The 15,121-nt window shown below is 53.2% G+C and carries 14 protein-coding genes and 1 other annotated feature; of the genes, 5 read left to right on the forward strand and 9 right to left on the reverse strand.

Features of this window, described 5'->3' with window-relative positions; genetic code table 11:
• Positions 1-28: 28 nt before the first annotated feature.
• Positions 29-1,414: a dipeptidase PepV gene (pepV, locus tag KNP81_RS01005; protein ID WP_214717590.1), complete on the reverse strand. Its 1,386-nt coding sequence runs from the start codon at positions 1,412-1,414 to the stop codon at positions 29-31.
• Positions 1,415-1,720: 306 nt separating this feature from the next.
• Here pepV and KNP81_RS01010 point away from each other — a divergent pair, with 306 nt between their 5' ends.
• Positions 1,721-1,942: a DeoR family transcriptional regulator gene (locus KNP81_RS01010; protein ID WP_081637897.1), complete on the forward strand. Its 222-nt coding sequence runs from the start codon at positions 1,721-1,723 to the stop codon at positions 1,940-1,942.
• A gap of 84 nt (positions 1,943-2,026) precedes the next feature.
• Here KNP81_RS01010 and KNP81_RS01015 read toward each other — a convergent pair whose 3' ends face one another.
• Complete coding sequence (locus tag KNP81_RS01015) at positions 2,027-2,737, reverse strand: pseudouridine synthase (RefSeq protein WP_214717591.1); 711 nt, start codon at positions 2,735-2,737, stop codon at positions 2,027-2,029.
• Complete coding sequence (locus tag KNP81_RS01020) at positions 2,737-4,434, reverse strand: putative polysaccharide biosynthesis protein (RefSeq protein ID WP_214717592.1); 1,698 nt, start codon at positions 4,432-4,434, stop codon at positions 2,737-2,739. Before KNP81_RS01020 ends, KNP81_RS01015 begins: the two co-directional genes overlap by 1 nt.
• A gap of 128 nt (positions 4,435-4,562) precedes the next feature.
• On the opposite strand from KNP81_RS01020, the gene KNP81_RS01025 reads away from it, so the two are divergent.
• The gene (locus KNP81_RS01025) at positions 4,563-5,837 is read left to right on the forward strand and encodes a BaiN/RdsA family NAD(P)/FAD-dependent oxidoreductase (protein ID WP_380082408.1); all 1,275 of its coding nucleotides are present in this window, start codon (positions 4,563-4,565) and stop codon (positions 5,835-5,837) included.
• Between the two features lie 44 nt (positions 5,838-5,881).
• Here KNP81_RS01025 and KNP81_RS01030 read toward each other — a convergent pair whose 3' ends face one another.
• The 4 genes from KNP81_RS01030 to KNP81_RS01045 all read right to left on the reverse strand — a co-directional run bounded on the left by KNP81_RS01030 (position 5,882) and on the right by KNP81_RS01045 (position 11,461).
• Positions 5,882-6,394, reverse strand: coding sequence for a pyrophosphohydrolase domain-containing protein (locus tag KNP81_RS01030; protein ID WP_214717593.1), 513 nt, complete (start codon positions 6,392-6,394; stop codon positions 5,882-5,884).
• 14 nt (positions 6,395-6,408) lie between these two features.
• Entirely contained in the window at positions 6,409-7,449 is a 1,041-nt protein-coding gene (locus KNP81_RS01035; protein WP_214717594.1) for a hypothetical protein, read from the reverse strand.
• Positions 7,450-7,566: 117 nt separating this feature from the next.
• On the reverse strand, positions 7,567-9,972 hold the full coding sequence (gene leuS / locus KNP81_RS01040; RefSeq protein WP_029595145.1) for a leucine--tRNA ligase: 2,406 nt from the start codon (positions 9,970-9,972) through the stop codon (positions 7,567-7,569).
• Between the two features lie 38 nt (positions 9,973-10,010).
• Positions 10,011-10,228: a binding site (T-box leader), on the reverse strand.
• Positions 10,229-10,270: 42 nt separating this feature from the next.
• A complete protein-coding gene (locus KNP81_RS01045) occupies positions 10,271-11,461 on the reverse strand; it encodes an MDR family MFS transporter (protein ID WP_214717596.1) in 1,191 nt (396 codons plus the stop codon).
• 176 nt (positions 11,462-11,637) lie between these two features.
• On the opposite strand from KNP81_RS01045, the gene mnmL reads away from it, so the two are divergent.
• Complete coding sequence (gene mnmL, locus KNP81_RS01050) at positions 11,638-12,615, forward strand: TIGR01212 family radical SAM protein (protein WP_214717598.1); 978 nt, start codon at positions 11,638-11,640, stop codon at positions 12,613-12,615.
• The gene (gene mnmM / locus KNP81_RS01055) at positions 12,569-13,141 is read left to right on the forward strand and encodes a tRNA 5-(aminomethyl)-2-thiouridylate-methyltransferase MnmM (protein WP_214717599.1); all 573 of its coding nucleotides are present in this window, start codon (positions 12,569-12,571) and stop codon (positions 13,139-13,141) included. The genes mnmL and mnmM overlap by 47 nt, the downstream gene beginning before the upstream one ends.
• A gap of 32 nt (positions 13,142-13,173) precedes the next feature.
• On the opposite strand, the gene KNP81_RS01060 is transcribed toward mnmM, so the two are convergent.
• Positions 13,174-13,890, reverse strand: coding sequence for an alpha/beta fold hydrolase (locus KNP81_RS01060; protein ID WP_021065554.1), 717 nt, complete (start codon positions 13,888-13,890; stop codon positions 13,174-13,176).
• An 89-nt stretch (positions 13,891-13,979) separates the two neighbouring features.
• Positions 13,980-14,450 (reverse strand): GNAT family N-acetyltransferase, encoded by a 471-nt coding sequence (locus KNP81_RS01065; RefSeq protein WP_029595141.1) that lies wholly within the window; start codon positions 14,448-14,450, stop codon positions 13,980-13,982.
• Positions 14,451-14,614: 164 nt separating this feature from the next.
• Between KNP81_RS01065 and KNP81_RS01070 the strand changes: the two genes are divergently transcribed.
• A complete protein-coding gene (locus tag KNP81_RS01070) occupies positions 14,615-15,112 on the forward strand; it encodes a hypothetical protein (RefSeq protein WP_214717600.1) in 498 nt (165 codons plus the stop codon).
• Positions 15,113-15,121 lie beyond the last annotated feature (9 nt).

Genomic DNA, 15,121 nt, shown 5'->3' on the forward strand with positions numbered 1-15,121 from the left:
GACCGAATCAGTCAGCTCTCACGGGTTATTATTTAGCGAGCTCATAAATCGCTTCCGCATAGATGGCGGCGGCGCGAAGTAAATCTTCAATTTCCATGTATTCATCGACTTGGTGGGCGACGTCTTTCGCTCCAGGGAACAGCGCCCCAAAAGCGACACCAGCCTCGAGCGAGCGCGCATACGTCCCTCCGCCAATGGCCATCAAGTGCGCTGACTCGCCGGTCTGACGTTCATAAACGTCTGCCAACGTTTTCACGAGCGGATGGTCTTCGGCCACATGGTGCGGCGGCATATGATGACGCGTCGACAGTTCAAACCCGAACGACAAGGCGACCTCTTTCAAGTTTTGCAACCGTTCCTCGAATTTCGCGGTATATGGATAACGGATATTCACCGTCGCCGTCCGTTCGTCCCCTTGATAGCGGAACACGCCACCGTTAATCGTCAAATCGCCCGTCTCATCACTTGCTTCGATACCGAGTGAAATCCCGCGTGAATCGGCGAACACGTGACGAATGAACTCGATGTAGCGCTCTCCTTGAATGTCGAGCGGGAGCGTCAACAAGAAGCCAGCGAGGACGTAGGCCGCGTTGACTCCGTTATCTGGTTCCATGGCGTGGGCGGCCACACCTTTCATCGTGAACGTATACGTCCCTTGGTTCCATGTGCACGTGCCGTCCGCTTCATATTTTTCGAGATACGCTTCAAACTTTTCTTCGAGAACGTCTTCAGTCTCAAGTACCGCTGTCGCAAAGTCCGGGACCATGTTCGGCCGTTCTCCACTCACGAACGAGACCAAGTGATGTTTCGAGCCTGGCACCCGTTGAATTGGGAGCTGCTTCAAGACGCCATCGTATAGCCCCTTTTCAGCATTGATAATTGGAAAGTCAGCGTCCGGTGCGAAGCCATATGTCGGCATCGCCTCTTGTTTGAAGTATTCGCGGACACAACGCCATTCGCTCTCCTCATCGCAACCTGCAATCAGGCGGACGCGTTTCGATAGCGGCAATCCAAGTTCCTTCACGATGCGCAGTCCGTAATAAGCAGCCATCGTCGGTCCTTTATCGTCATTGCTGCCGCGGGCGAACAATTTCCCGTCCGCAACGGTAGGATTGAACGCCCCATACGTCCATCCCTCTCCGGCCGGCACCACGTCTAAGTGACAGAGAATCCCAACGATTTCTTCCCCTGAGCCGTACTCCAAATGTCCCGCATACCCGGCGACATCTTTCGTGGCGAACCCGTCTCGCTCTCCGAGTGCGAACATATAATCGAGGGCGCGTCGGACTTCGGGTCCAAACGGCTCGTTCGGGCCAGCCTTCGTCTCATCAAGGACGCTCGGGATTTGTAACAACCCTGTTAAATCTTCTAAAAACGCGTCTTTTCGTGCGTCGACTTCTTGTCTCCAATTCATGTGGATCTCCCCTTTGCGAATGTTCTCTCCCTTATTAGTATATCCAAATGTTAGAAAGACGAACATTCATTTCGAAAATATTTTTTCGTTCGTCTTTTAGCTATTCACATGCATCTTTACATATCCTTCATTCGATATTTACGTTCATAATCGTTTCTTTACATTTCGATTGTTCGTGCTTTTCCCTTGCAATTCTATGTAGGAGCGGTATACTAAAGATGTAATTTTAGAAAATAACAATTTCATATTTCATTTGTCGTCCGTAGGTTTTGTCTTTCATCATTCTACGCATTGGGAGGTCATCCAATGAAAGGTTCAACAGATCGTATGCTAACCCGCATCAAGTCCATTTATTTGTTCATTAACGAAAGGGAATGCGTCACCACTTCTGAACTAGTAGAGGAGTTCGGGATCACATCACGCACCGTACAGCGTGATTTGAACGTGCTTGAATACAACAATCTGGTTGAAAGTCCGAGTCGCGGAACGTGGACGTCGTCAAAACGTTCGCTCAAGACGGCAAATTAAATAACAAGTTACGAGGGATTCCGACAACGGGTCCCTTTTTTTTGCAATGAAAAAGGCACGTGTCGGCTGACACGTGCCTTCATTTCATGTAAAAAACAAGTCGACTTCCTCTTCGCTCAACTCCCGATACGCACCGGGTTCGAGCGTCGGGTCGAGCTCGAGCGCACCGATTTGGACCCGTTCGAGCCGCTCGACGTGTTTCCCGACCGCGGCAATCATCCGTTTTACTTGATGGTACTTCCCTTCCGAGAGCGTCAGACGGACCGTCGAACGACGTCCGGATTTGCTTATGAGCTCAAGGCGGGCCGGTTTCGTCGTATAGCCGTCCTCAAGCTCGACACCCTCTGCGAAGTGACGGACATCGTCTGTCGTCATCTCCCCGTCAACTTCGGCGACATACACTTTGTCGACATGTTTACGCGGTGACATGAGCGCATGATTGAACGCCCCATCGTTTGTGAGGAGCAACAGACCGGTCGTGTCCTTGTCGAGACGTCCGACCGGGAACAACTCGTAATGGGCGTAGGACGGGTCAATCAAATCGACAACCGTCGATTCGACCTTGTCCTCGGTCGCACTGATGACACCTGCTGGCTTGTTCATCATCAAGTAGACGAACGGTTTGTACTCGACGACCTCGCCTTGCACGGTCACCCGTTCCGTTTCAAGGTTGACTTGACGTTTCGCGTCTTTGACAGGTTGGTCATCGACACGGACGACCCCTTGTTTCAGTAAAATCTTGACGTCTTTGCGCGAACCGTATCCCATGTTCGCCAATAATTTATCAATTCGCATTAAGCTTTCCTCCGATACTGGAATCGTTTCCCTAATAGTTTTCCGGCCAAGTGGCTTCTCCACCCGAGATAGCCGTACACGACGAGACCGATTCCGAAACCGACAATTGTGGCAACGATATCATTGCCCCAACTCGGTTCATTCCTGAGCGTGACGAATAGTGAGCCATACACGGCAATAAACATCGCGCCACCCATGGCAAACATGAGCATCGTCCGACGCAACAGTTGCTTATAAGGGAACTGGAGCGCCCGTTGGATTTTCCAAACCATGAGGATAATCGCGACGATATAACCGACAATCGTCGCATAACCAGCGCCGATCCCGCCGAGTGCATACACGAACGGTACGTTGAGCACAGCTTTCGTGATGAGACCCATCGCCGTCGCGAAGATTGTGAAATATTGACGGTTAATCCCTTGCAGGATGGCCGCCGCTACCGAGTAATAAGCGAGGAAGAACGCACTCGGCGCGTAGTGAAGCAGGTAGACCCACCCTTCGCGGTCACCTGGGAACAGCGTCCCGAACAACGGCTCCGCGAGCGCGACCAATCCGATGACGGCCGGAATGGTGACAAAGAACGATACTTGGAAAATATGGTTCACTTGATTGCGGACTTTGTTCATATCGCCGTGCGTGAACGATTTTGTCACGAGCGGAATGGTCGCCATCGACACACTCGCCGCGATCGACACCGGAATCAACACGATTTTATGGGCGTTCCCGGTCAGGAATCCGAACGCGGACGTCGCTTCGGCGACCGACTTCCCAGAGTTGAGCAACGTATTGACCATCGTCAACTGGTCGACGAACTGATAGAGCGGCGTCGACAGACCGACCATGACGATTGGAATCGAGTAGCTGAGCAACTCGAGCAAAAGTGACTTCATCGAGCGGACCGGTGTGCCGGCCGGATTATCGGTTTGACGATGGATGTCTTTCCGTTTTCGCCAGTACATGGCGAGCACGACGATACTCCCGATCGCACCGATAAAGGCACTGAACGTCGCAATCGTGACGGCGAGCACTTTCAAGCCGTTCAACTCCGTCGTTGCCACTGCCGCGGTCCCACCGAGTGAATCGGCGAGCGGACGAATGAGTGCCGAGTCCGAGAAGACGAACAAGACGAGCATCGTCCCGCTGAGTAGGAACATGATGCGGACGATCTGTTCGATGACTTGGGAGATGGCCGTCGGGGCCATATCCTGATGTCCTTGGAAATAGCCGCGCACCATACTCATCGCCGGAATGAGCAAGAGTGCGAAACTGACGCTACGCGTCACGAGCGTCAACGAGTCGATATATTGCTGATTGTTCTCCGAGTTTCGGACCATGAGTTCCGATAACCACGGTGCTGAGAAGAACAGTAATAAAAAAGCGACGACTCCGGTCACGAGCATCAGCTTCATCCCTTGGCGGAACAAGCGCTGACTCGTGCCATATTCGCCGAGCGCATTATACTTGGCGATGAATTTCGATACGGCCACGGGAATCCCCGCCGTCGAAATGGCGATCATGAGCGCATAATAGGTGTACGCCGCCTGATAGAGCGTGACACCGGCAATCCCGACCATCGCTTGGAACGGGAACGTATAGAGCAGTCCGAGTGCACGTGAAATCAAATTTCCGGCTGATAGCAGCAGCGTGCCTTTGACGAAGGACTCTCGTCCTGAATCTTGTTTGACGCTTGATGACATGAGATACCTCCATCTATTGTTTCACAACTAATGTACCTAATTTTACAAAACGACCGTTTCTCATTATACTCTTACTGTTGCAGATAATAAAGTTACGAATTTGATTTGAAAGAGAAACGAGGGATACCATGATGAAAGATGTAATCGTCATCGGAGGAGGCCCAAGCGGTCTGATGGCGACCTATGCCGCCGCCAAAGCCGGAGCGAACACGCTCCTAATTGATAAAGGTTCAAAGCTCGGACGCAAGCTCGCCATTTCTGGCGGAGGACGCTGTAACGTGACGAACCGTAAGCCCGTCGACGAGTTGATTCAATTCATCCCGGGGAACGGACGCTTCTTATATAGCGCCCTCGCCCAGTTCGACAACCAGTCGATTATCGACTTGTTCACCGGATTCGGCATCCCTTTAAAAGAGGAAGATAACGGCCGGATGTTCCCGGTGACGGATAAAGCGCAAGACGTCGTCAACACGCTCCTCGGGGCCATCGACCAACTCGGTGTCGAGATTCGCAAAAATGCGAAAGTGAAGACGCTCCATTTTAATGAAGCAAATGAGTTCGAAGCGGTCGAACTCGAGGACGGAGAGCGGATTGAGGCCGGTGCTTGCGTCATCGCCGTCGGTGGACAATCCGTCCCTCACACCGGCTCGACCGGGGACGGCTATCCATGGGCCGAGAAAGCCGGCCATACGATCACCGAGCTGTTCCCGACCGAAGTACCGATTTTGTTGAACGATGTGTTCATCGGCACGAAACAACTTCAAGGGTTGTCGCTCCGTGACGTCGCCCTCACCGTTCACGGCAAGAAAGGCAAGCCGATTAAGACACACCGCGGCGACATGATTTTCACGCATTTCGGCATTTCGGGTCCGATTGCCCTCCGGTGCAGTCAATATACGATTAAAGAACGCAAACGTAGCAAAGAGCGCGTCGTCGCCCTCTCGCTCGACTTGTTCCCGGACATGGCACGTGACGAGCTGTATCAAGAGCTTTGGAACCAAGTACAAGACCAACCGAAGCGGGCCGTCAAGAACGTCTGGAAAGGATTCATCCCGGAACGGATGCTCGACTTGTTGTTGGCCGACCTCGCGTTCGGCGAAGAGGACGCGAGCCAACTGAAGAAACAATCGGTCATCGATTTCGCGACCCGATTGAAGACGTTCGAGTTGCACGCCACCGGAACGCTCGATTTCGATAAAGCGTTCGTCACGGGCGGCGGCGTTTCCGTCAAAGAAATCGCCCCACAAACGATGATGTCGAAGAAAGCAGACGGCTTGTTTTTCGCCGGCGAAGTGCTCGATATTCACGGCTATACGGGTGGTTATAACATCACGGCCGCCTTCACGACCGGACACTGTGCCGGTTCACACGCGGCACAGTTCGCGGTACGCACGACCGTATAAAAAAAGAGAGTCGATCGCACGTGCGATCGGCTCTCTTTTTAGTGTCACTGTTTTGCTTCAAGTTGACGTCTTACTTCCGCCTCGAGCTCTGGCTCGGGTGGCAACCAGCCTTCCGGCTTCATGACTTTATTGTCTGACTCACGGAGGATCGGCTTGCCGTCTGGTCCGAGCTTCGCCATATTGGCACGCTGCACGATTTCAAACAACGGAACCGGGTCGAGCCCGAGTTCGACGAAACTGCCCATCACGAAATAGAGGGCGTCCGTGAGCGCATCACCTTGTCCGACGAGGCGAGCGACGTCGTCCGTCGGCGGTGCGTCTTGGAGCGATTTTTGAACCGCCTGTTCGAATCCTTGTTGGAACGTGGCGACGGCAGCAAGGAACTCTTCTTCATTACGTGCCGATTGATGTAAAAATTCGACGACAGCTTCTTCTGCCGTCCAGACCGAACGTTTGACGGCACGGTCTAAGCCGAGCGGTTGCGGTGCACTCGCCTCCGGGTGTCCGAATGTCTCGTGGAACTGGCGAACCTCTTCATAAAAGTAACGTTTGCTCATCTCATTCTCTCCTATCAGTCGACCGAGACGAAATCGTCAAGGTCGAACACATCTGGTCGCACGATGGCGAATATCTCATTGTCTTGCAGGAACATGCCGGTCGAGCCGTAGACGCGGGGTGTCACCATCTGTCCGTTCATCGTCCCTTCGTCCGGGTTGACCGTATAGAGGACGAGTTCTTCCGAATCAAGGACGTAAATGCGTCCTTGGCGTTCGACGAGGCCGACACCGCGGAAGTTCTCGAACTTCTGTTGAATCGAGGCGCTCATTCCTTCGGTCGTGAGCGGTTTTCTCGACTCGACAGCCCATTCCGTCTTCGGTTCCGGTGCTGCTTCAGCATCTGCTTCATCTGTCGTCGATGTCGAATCGTCGTCTGAATCGGTTTCCGACGATGTATCCGTTTCCGCCTCACTGTCGTCGACTGTCTCTTCCTCGAGCGTCCGCTCTTGGACGTACAACAGTTCTACATCCGGCGTGTCCTCCAAACGGCTCATGATAATCAATCGTTTCGTCTCTTCATCGTAACCGAGGCCGAACAACCGATCTGTCGAGGCGATTCCTTTAATCAATTTGCGTCGTTGTTCCGTCCAACAGCCTTCTACCCGCTCGATTGTCACAAGAACCCCGTTCGCCGTGACGGCATATATCTTGTCTTCGGAAATCATGCGCATGCCGATGAACTCGCCGAACCGATAGGGTTGCCCTTCGTTCTCCAATATGAGCGACGAATTCACGCGATTGGCGTTCCCGCTCACTTCGAAGAACTCTTTATTTTTCGTCAAGACGAGATACGATCCGATCGTGTCACTATAGTACACTTCATCAATCTCTTGAATCTGTTCGAGGGCATCGGTCGTATCGATGTCCTCCTCGTCCGGCGATGCTTCGACGGGAGGTACCGAAGTCGATTGATGGCTCGTTTGAATATCGATTTTCTCAAACGTCGAGGCGATTTGGCTTTGGATGTCCTCGTCCGAAAAGACGAACACATAGCATAAAATCACTCCGACGACGACGGCAAATAGCGTCGTATATAGTACGTATGAACGTTTCATGGACGTTTCGTCCCCTTTATATGCAGTATCGCCCTTTAGTGTAACAAACCCGACCCGAAAAGAAAACGACATGACGAAAAAGAAAGGAACGTGTGACAATGTCACACATTCCTTTGCTTATCCAACGACGATATTGACAAGTTTTCCTGGAACGACAATCACTTTGCGGACCGTCTTTCCTTCCGTGAACTCTTGAACGCGTTCGTTCGCAAGCGCATCGGCCTCGAGCGCTTCTTTCGAAGCGTCGCGGGCCACGTGCATCTTCGCACGAAGCTTCCCGTTCACTTGGATGACGACCTCAATCGTGTCGCTGACGAGTTTCGACTCATCGAACGTCGGCCATGCCGCGTACGTCAAGTCTTCTGTCATGCCGAGACGTTCCCATAACTCTTCGGCCAAGTGTGGCGCGACTGGGGAGAGCATCTTGATGAAGTTGACCATCTCTTGTTTTGGAAGCGTGTCTTGTTTGTACGCCTCGTTGATGAAGACCATGAGTTGCGAGATTGCCGTGTTGAAACGGAGCGCCTCGTAGTCTTCTGTCACTTTCTTCACAGTCTGATGGTATGTCCGTTCGAAGTCGGCCGTCGGAGCGCCGTCCGTGAGCTCCGTCTGGTCGAACAAGCGCCAGACACGGTCAAGGAAGCGACGAGCGCCGTCAAGGCCGTTCGTCGACCAGGCGATGGCTGCGTCGAGCGGTCCCATGAACATCTCATAAAGGCGAAGCGTGTCAGCACCGTGCGATTTGATGATATCGTCCGGGTTGACGACGTTCCCTTTTGACTTCGACATCTTCTCGTTGTTCTCACCGAGAATCATCCCTTGGTTATAAAGCTTTTGGAACGGCTCGTTCGTTGGAACAATGCCGATATCATAGAGCACTTTATGCCAGAAGCGAGCGTAGAGCAAGTGAAGGACCGCGTGCTCCGTACCGCCGATATATAAGTCGACCGGAAGCCAGCGCTTCAACTTCTCTGGGTCCGCGATCATGTCTTCATTGTGCGGATCGATGAAGCGAATGTAGTACCAACAGCTACCGGCCCATTGTGGCATCGTGTTCGTCTCGCGACGCCCCTTCTCACCGGTAACCGGATCCGTGTACGTCAACCACTCGTCGGCGTTCGCAAGCGGTGATTCTCCCGTACCCGACGGCTTGATTTCATCGATAATCGGGAGTTCAAGCGGAAGCTCTTCAATCGCAACGGTCTTGAGCGTACCGTCTTCCATATGAATGATTGGAATCGGCTCGCCCCAATAGCGTTGACGGCTGAACAACCAATCGCGGAGACGATACGTCGTCTTCGCACGGCCAGTGCCGGCGAGTTCGAGTTCTTCGATGATTTTGGCGATCGCGTCGGCTTTATTGAGGCCGTCCAAGCTGCCTGAGTTGACGTGGACGCCGTCCTCGACGTAAGCCGCCTCATCCAAGTTGCCGCCTGTGACGACTTCACGGATCGGAAGGTCGAACGTCTTCGCGAACTCATAGTCGCGCTCATCATGTCCAGGTACGGCCATGACCGCGCCCGTGCCGTATGTCGACAACACGTAGTCAGCGATCCAAATCGGAAGCTTCTCCCCGTTGACCGGGTTGATGGCGTAAGCGCCGGTAAATACACCCGTCTTCTCTTTGGCGAGATCGGTCCGTTCGAGGTCTGTCTTTTTCGAGACTTCTTCGACGTATGCTTCGATAGCGACGACTTGTTCCGGTGTCGCGATCGCTTTCACGAACGGGTGCTCCGGTGCGAGCGTGACGTATGTCGCGCCGTAAAGTGTGTCCGGACGTGTTGTGAACACCGTCACGACTTTATCGTGACCGTCGACTTTGAAATCGACTTCGGCCCCGACCGACTTGCCGATCCAGTTGCGTTGCATCTCTTTAACGCTGTCTGGCCAGTCAAGCCCTTCTAAATCATCGAGCAACCGCTCGGCGTATTCTGTGATACGAAGCACCCACTGCTTCATCGGCACACGGTAAACCGGGTGGCTTCCCCGCTCCGACAATCCGTCGATGACTTCTTCGTTGGCGAGTACCGTCCCGAGGGCCGGGCACCAGTTGACGGCGACTTCGTCGACATAGGCGAGTCCGCGGTCATGAAGTTGTGTGAAGATCCATTGCGTCCACTTGTAGTATTTCGGGTCGGTCGTGCTGATTTCACGATCCCAATCGTACGAGAAACCGAGCTCTTTCAATTGGCGGCGGAATGTGCCGATGTTGCGCTCTGTGAACTCGCGCGGGTCGTTCCCTGTGTCGAGGGCATATTGCTCGGCCGGAAGACCGAACGCGTCCCAACCCATTGGATGGAGGACGTTGAAGCCTTGCATCCGTTTCATGCGGGCGATGATGTCCGTCGCCGTGTAACCTTCCGGGTGACCGACGTGAAGTCCCGCTCCTGATGGATAAGGGAACATGTCAAGGACGTAGAAACACTCCTTGTCCGGGTCTTCTGTCGTCCGGAATGCATCTTTCTCGTCCCAACGCTTTTGCCATTTCGGCTCGATGTCTTGATGTTTAAAATAGTCCAACATTCATCCTCCTCTGCATAATAAAAAGCCTTCCGCCCCGGTAATGGGACGAAAGGCTTGAAAGCTTTCCGCGGTACCACCCATGTTGCATTTCTGCCACTTGAGACGCCGGTAACGAGGCGTAACTTCGGTTCACCCTACTCTAGTTCAGGCGAACTGCTCCAAGGCGAGTTCTCGCGGTCCATATACCGGTTTCCACCAACCACCGGCTCTCTATACATATAGACGTCACGATACTATTCCTCTTCAACACATGTGTTTTATCTCACTCGTTCATTTTAGCCCAATCCGTTTTAGAGCGTCAACTTGATTTTTCTGGCATCCGGATGTCCTTCATGAAAATAAAGAACGCGAGTGCGATCGCCGTAAGCAAGAAGAGCATCGTAAAGACAGCGCCAATCCCGAATACGTCATAGACGAGACCCGATAAGGTCGGACCGATCATCCGACCGACCGAGGCCGCGATATTTACGAGACCTTGGAACTGACCAGCTTTCCCGGGCGGTGCGAGTTTCGCCGCAATCGTCGGGACGGCCGGCCAAATGAACATCTCCCCGATTGTCATGACAATCATTGCGACCATGAACATCGTGAAACCACCCGCGAACGGGACCACCGCGAAAGCTGCGAGGAAGATGACAGCACCGACGACCAATTGTTTCTTCAAATCGTCTTCAAAATAACGAAGCGCGCGGTTGAGGAGCGGTTGAGCGAACACAATTAAGGCACCGTTCACCGTCCAAAGGAGCGAATACTGGCTAATCGTCACGCCGAGATCTTTCGAATGGACGGCGATCGTGCCTTGCCATTGCACGTAAACGAACCAAAGCGCCGCGTAACCGATGGCGACGAACCACATCGATTTCATCGTTGCGGCAGAGAGCGTCGTCGCAGCAGCTTCGAGCTGCGATTGAACGACCGGACGGACCGGGTCTTTCAAGTAACGAAGTCCGAACAAGAGCACGACGACGAACAAGACCGACAAGAAGAAGTTCGCATAGAAAATCAACTCGATATCGATGCGCGCAATCTGTCCGCTCATCGCTGTCCCGAGGGCGACCCCGACGTTTTGGGCGACGTAAATCGCGTTGAATGAGCGACGTCCCCCTTCCGGCCAAATCAAGCCGGCAAAGGCGTATACCGTCGGGAAGACGAGACCACCGGAGAAGCCGATTAATCCGAGCCAACCTAAGTAGCCGAGGAACGTGGCATGGAACAACAAGAACCCGAGCGAGCTCACGAGCAACAATCCGACCGAGAGGATGAGCGTCCGCTTCCCGCCGATGCGGTCGAACAGCGTGCCCCCGATATAGTTCCCGGCGATGGCGAGCGCCGAGTTGACGAGGAGTGCCACCCCTGCGAGCGTCATCGACTCGCCTAAATATCCATTTATATAAAGTGTGTTAAATGGCCATAAAAAAGACGCCGCCGTCGTATTGAGCGCCATCGCGATGACCAAAATCCATACCGAAATCGGCATTTTGTTGTTCATACCAGTTACTCCTTTCACTCCCGTTAAACGATAAAAATTCGGCACGACGGCCGAATCAAAAATAAGTCCTCCTCCAAGCTAACGGAACACTCCATAAGTGTCAAGAAAAATTACTTATTATGAAATAACGGTGCCTCGTCTTTGTGATAGCATGAGCAAAGAAGGAGAGGATATTCATGCAACATCCGTTTGGCGAAGCCAGATATCACAAATTAAATGAAGCATATCGCCGCGAGTTCGGCCGGAAAGTGTTCAAAGTACCGCTCGACGGCGGCTTCACTTGTCCGAACCGGGACGGACTCGTCTCGAAGGGCGGGTGTACGTTCTGCTCGGATGACGGAAGTGGCGACTTCGCTGGCAATGCCTGTGATCCGATTTCGGTCCAATTCGCCGAAGTGAAGGCGCGGCTGCACCGAAAATGGAAACACGCCAGTTACATCGCCTACTTCCAAGCGTTCAGCAACACGTATGCCCCCGTCGCCCGGCTCCGGGAATTATTCGAACCCGCCCTTGAGGAGGACGGTGTCGTCGGTCTATCGATTGCGACCCGACCGGACTGTCTGCCGGACGACGTCGTCGACTATCTCGCCGAGTTGAATGAACGGACGTCACTCACGGTCGAACTCGGCCTGCAGACGATTCACGATGTGACGGCGAGGAAAATCAATCGTGGTCACGACTACAGGACGTTCTTGGAAGGACTCGACAAACTCCGGCGACGCCAGATCAGCGTCGTTGTCCATATCATCAACGGCCTGCCAGGCGAGACGACGGACATGATGCTCGACACAGCGCGAGAAGTTGCTAAAATGGACGTACAAGGAATCAAGATCCATTTGCTCCACGTCTTGAAACAGACACCGCTCGCCAGACAATACGAAAAAGGATTGCTCGAGCTCATGGACGAGGCGACTTACGTCTCGCTCGTCTGCGATCAATTGGAAGTATTGCCGCCCGAGATTGTCATCCATCGTTTGACCGGTGACGGGCCGCCTGATCTGTTGATTGGTCCGACGTGGAGCCGGCACAAGATGGCCGTCCTGAACGCCATCGATGCCGAATTAATGCGTCGTGATTCTTTCCAAGGAAAAAAGAAGGATGAGAGCCATGGGATTAATGAGAGTTTTACCGTTCGCAAAATACCTACTTCGTGAACATGTCACGCCTGGTGCCATTGCCATCGATATGACGGCCGGCAACGGGCACGATACATTGTTTTTAGCCGAACTCGTCGAGGAGACGGGACACGTTTATGCGTTCGACGTTCAAGCAGCAGCGGTCGAGGCGACACGCACTCGTATCGAGGAAGCAGCATTGACGGACCGCGTCACTGTTATCCACGACAGCCACGACACGGTCCAAAAAATTGTGGCGGACGAGACACGTCCGATCACGGCGGCCGTGTTCAATCTCGGTTATTTACCAGGGAGCGACAAGACGGTCACGACGTCTGGCAATACGACCATCGACGCCCTCGAGCAACTGCTCGACGTCATGGCCGTCGGCGGCGTCATCGTCGTCGTCATCTACCATGGCCATGAGAGCGGCAAAGTCGAGCGCGACGAGGTGCTCGCGTATACCGAGGCACTCGATCAGAAACGGGCCGGCGTCCTCCGTTACGGCTTCATCAATCAAATCAATCATCCCCCGTTCATCGTGGCGATTGAAAAACGAGCATAAAAAAACAGGCGACTCATGCGAGTCGCCTGTTTTCATTCTCGAATCAATTCATAAAACGTGATGAGCGTCTCCGCGAACTTCGTATTCAACCGTTCATAGCCGAAGTGCGGGAACCCTTCGAGCCGGCGGATATACACTTGGTCGCCACCGATTTTCCGGCAGACGTTGAGTGTCAATTTCACATCGGCGAAACGGTCGTCCGGTGCATAGAAACATGCGAGCGGGAGCCGCGGCAAATGTTTCTTCTCTTCCTGATGCTCGACGATTTCTTCTTCGATCTCACGGTATTGACCGTACGTGATCTCCCCGAAACGCGACGACTCTTCCCCGCCACCCATGAACGTCATCATGCCGAGCGGAAGGTCAGGACGGAAACGGTCGACCGCACTGGCCACGACTTGTTTCAGTCCGCCGATTTGGCGGGACGGATGCCAGTCGAACAGCGGTGAGATGTACGTCAGACTGCCGAGCGGCACGTCATACTCCTGGAGCAAGCGGTTCGTCAACAACGCCCCGAGACTGAACGCGATGACGTGAATCGGCAGCTTGTACTGACTCGCCTCACGTAACGTGTTCTTGATTAACAATTTATGGTCTTCTGCCGTCAAACCGACCGTCTGGCCGGTCACGACGAGGACTTCATACTCGTCCCGCAACCGTCCTAAAAACGCCTCACTCAAACGCGACGTGAACTGGAGCGGATACACGATCACGATGACCCCTTTTCGTGATTCTTCTTCATAAGCCATGCTGTCACCTCATTTTGTTATCACATATCTTTATACTAACAAAAAACATCAGCCGAGACTGATGTTTGGTTGAAAATCCGTCTAGGGTCTTAGCGCGGGTCGTACCGTAAATGAATCAGTTCCATCGGTTGATCGTACACTTCTTCTTGGATTCGATTCAGTTCGATGAACGCCTCATGACTCAAAAAAGCGATGGCTTGCTCGTTCGAGCTTTCGACGTACAGCTCGATCGGTTGGACTTTCCGTTCCCGTAGATGCGACAACAGTGCCGTCCCTAGGCCTTGACGGTGATGAGCCGGATGAAGATAGAGACGGAGTACTTCCCATGTGTCCCCGCGGTCGATGGCGTGATAGAAGCCGATGACGTCGCCTTCGGCCTCACCGACAATGAACAACTGCTCTTTCGCTTCCTCGCTTGAACTGATGGCGCGGACAATCTCTTCTTGTTGATAGGCGCGTTCCATTACTTTCGAACGAACCTCGTCTCGTTCACTGACCGTCGCGAGCGCAATGTCGCGGATGGTGGCGGCATCTTCTGGCACGGCTTCTCGAATCTTCATAACGGCATCCCCCTTTTGGCCAATCTAGTAGTAACATTCCCCATCAACAAAAAAATATCCTGCCCGTTCATTACTTTTTGATGTCGAAATGAGGGAAAACGTTATTTTCCATTTTGTGTCGGGTATAAGAGTATCAATGCCAACTTACAAAAAGGAGTGTTATCATGGAACCGAAATTGCAGCATGACCCACAAGTCGAGCAATCCAATCATCCGAACCGTCAGTTTGAACAAACGAGCACAGGAGGTCCAAAAATCACAGTCGTGACCGGGATGCTCCTCGGCGCCCTCGTCGGCGGCCTGCTCGCCTTACTTAGCACGTCGAACCGTGAGAACACGAAACAGTCGTTCTCGAGCGCGAAGTCATCGGTCGGCGGTCTCGTCGATACGGTCAAGCAAGACCCGGCCGGAACGGCGTCACAGGTCATCGGTCAAGTGAAAGCAGCGACCGAGGTCATTCAAGACGTCGCGACCGACGTGCAAAACGTCTATGAAAAAGTCGCCGGTGAAGTTGATACGGTCAAACAAGACGTGAACAAAGTCGTCGGGACGGCGCAAGAAGCGAAATCGGATTTACAATCAATCGGCGAGAAAGTCGTCGAAGCGAAAGATACGGCACTTGGCAAAGAGAACACGACAACTGAACATAAGCCGCAAACCTAAAGAAAACGA

The organism is Exiguobacterium sp. s149, assembly GCF_018618395.1.
In the GTDB taxonomy this organism is placed as follows: Bacteria; Bacillota; Bacilli; order Exiguobacteriales; family Exiguobacteriaceae; genus Exiguobacterium; species Exiguobacterium chiriqhucha.

Coding starts and splice junctions, on each gene's coding strand:
- KNP81_RS01030 (WP_214717593.1), bottom strand. CDS start 6,394: ATGAGCAAACGTTACTTTTATGAAGAGGTTCGCCAGTTCCACGAGACA.
- KNP81_RS01060 (WP_021065554.1), bottom strand. CDS start 13,890: ATGGCTTATGAAGAAGAATCACGAAAAGGGGTCATCGTGATCGTGTAT.
- KNP81_RS01065 (WP_029595141.1), bottom strand. CDS start 14,450: ATGAAGATTCGAGAAGCCGTGCCAGAAGATGCCGCCACCATCCGCGAC.
- mnmL (WP_214717598.1), top strand. CDS start 11,638: ATGCAACATCCGTTTGGCGAAGCCAGATATCACAAATTAAATGAAGCA.
- pepV (WP_214717590.1), bottom strand. CDS start 1,414: ATGAATTGGAGACAAGAAGTCGACGCACGAAAAGACGCGTTTTTAGAA.
- KNP81_RS01010 (WP_081637897.1), top strand. CDS start 1,721: ATGAAAGGTTCAACAGATCGTATGCTAACCCGCATCAAGTCCATTTAT.
- mnmM (WP_214717599.1), top strand. CDS start 12,569: ATGGGATTAATGAGAGTTTTACCGTTCGCAAAATACCTACTTCGTGAA.
- KNP81_RS01070 (WP_214717600.1), top strand. CDS start 14,615: ATGGAACCGAAATTGCAGCATGACCCACAAGTCGAGCAATCCAATCAT.
- leuS (WP_029595145.1), bottom strand. CDS start 9,972: ATGTTGGACTATTTTAAACATCAAGACATCGAGCCGAAATGGCAAAAG.
- KNP81_RS01015 (WP_214717591.1), bottom strand. CDS start 2,737: ATGCGAATTGATAAATTATTGGCGAACATGGGATACGGTTCGCGCAAA.
- KNP81_RS01045 (WP_214717596.1), bottom strand. CDS start 11,461: ATGAACAACAAAATGCCGATTTCGGTATGGATTTTGGTCATCGCGATG.
- KNP81_RS01020 (WP_214717592.1), bottom strand. CDS start 4,434: ATGTCATCAAGCGTCAAACAAGATTCAGGACGAGAGTCCTTCGTCAAA.
- KNP81_RS01035 (WP_214717594.1), bottom strand. CDS start 7,449: ATGAAACGTTCATACGTACTATATACGACGCTATTTGCCGTCGTCGTC.
- KNP81_RS01025 (WP_380082408.1), top strand. CDS start 4,563: ATGATGAAAGATGTAATCGTCATCGGAGGAGGCCCAAGCGGTCTGATG.